Annotated in this window: 1 protein-coding gene; it reads right to left on the bottom strand. The window is 57.7% G+C overall.

All coding sequences use genetic code 11. The features are described 5' to 3' along the window. Window positions 1-294 precede the first annotated feature (294 nt). A complete protein-coding gene (locus ACXJKH_RS21100; protein ID WP_457322300.1) occupies window positions 295-624 on the bottom strand; it encodes a hypothetical protein in 330 nt (109 codons plus the stop codon). Window positions 625-1,071 lie beyond the last annotated feature (447 nt).

Raw genomic sequence — 1,071 nt, 5'->3', positions numbered from 1 at the left:
TACCAGGCGTATACACGGGGAATGGCCGACTTCTACTAAGTCGGCTCAGGCAAAGTGCCGGAATGCGGCTGACGGCTAGCTTCTCCTATGCATCCTCACTGCAACTCCTGGAGTTTGCATCAGCGTGAAGCATGATGTGCGCCCAGAGATGGAGGACTTAGGGGTCTGCTTTTGGCCGGAAGCGGACACATGAAGCGGACAGCCTTATCGAGATGCACGCGTCCGCTTGCAGCCACGAGGAATCATTCTTTGGCACTGGCCAAACAGCTATGCGGCTGCAGTTTCAAACACCCATCAGCGGCTAACCTGCTTCATCGCAATTCCGAACGCATAGGATTCGAGTGGGACGTCCTCGCCGGGCGAATAGAACAGGACGCCGCCCTTCTCTTTGAAACCTTGAAGCACCTCAAGTGCCAACGAGGAGGCAAGGCATAGGGCATGAAGCGAGCTGACCCCATGGGCGTCGTGGAGCTTCTTATAAAGTGGCAGTACCGCCACCGGACAAGCCCACTCCATAGGATCATCCCCGACCTGATATGGCGTACCAATCTGGATGTTGATCATGAACGCATCCTCATCGGGACGCTGCCCCCAGATCACTTCATTGGCAATAACCGAGTTCATCTTCGCCTTGTCTCACGACGCCAGGCCTTCCCAAGCGTCTTCGGTCTCTTGAAGGTTGCCATGGCGGACCGATGGTCTGCTATCGGCCTTGGGTTCAACCGGTCGACGCAACACACTGAAGACCAGCCGGCGTCCGCGTTGCCACCTCCCGCATTTCCGCACGAGGCGCCCGGAACAGGTGACGTAGCCTCGCGTGGGTATGCCAAGCTGCGCACCAATCTTGTTCGCAGTGTCCGCCCACGTTACGATCCGCCTGCCCCGGTTTACTGTTCTACCCCGCATCCATGATGGAAGCCCATGAGCGAACAGACTGCCATTCCCGTTTCGGTTGACACCGATTCCCACCAGGGCGAGTTTTACTTTCTGGAACCCAGTCGCTGGAATGACGGCATCGGGCACGGCCTGCAGTTTGCCAACGAAACGGTACTGTGCCGGCCAGGTATGCGC

This window comes from Stenotrophomonas sp. P5_B8 (assembly GCF_054049855.1).
This window is presented reverse-complemented; position numbering and strand designations above follow the sequence as displayed.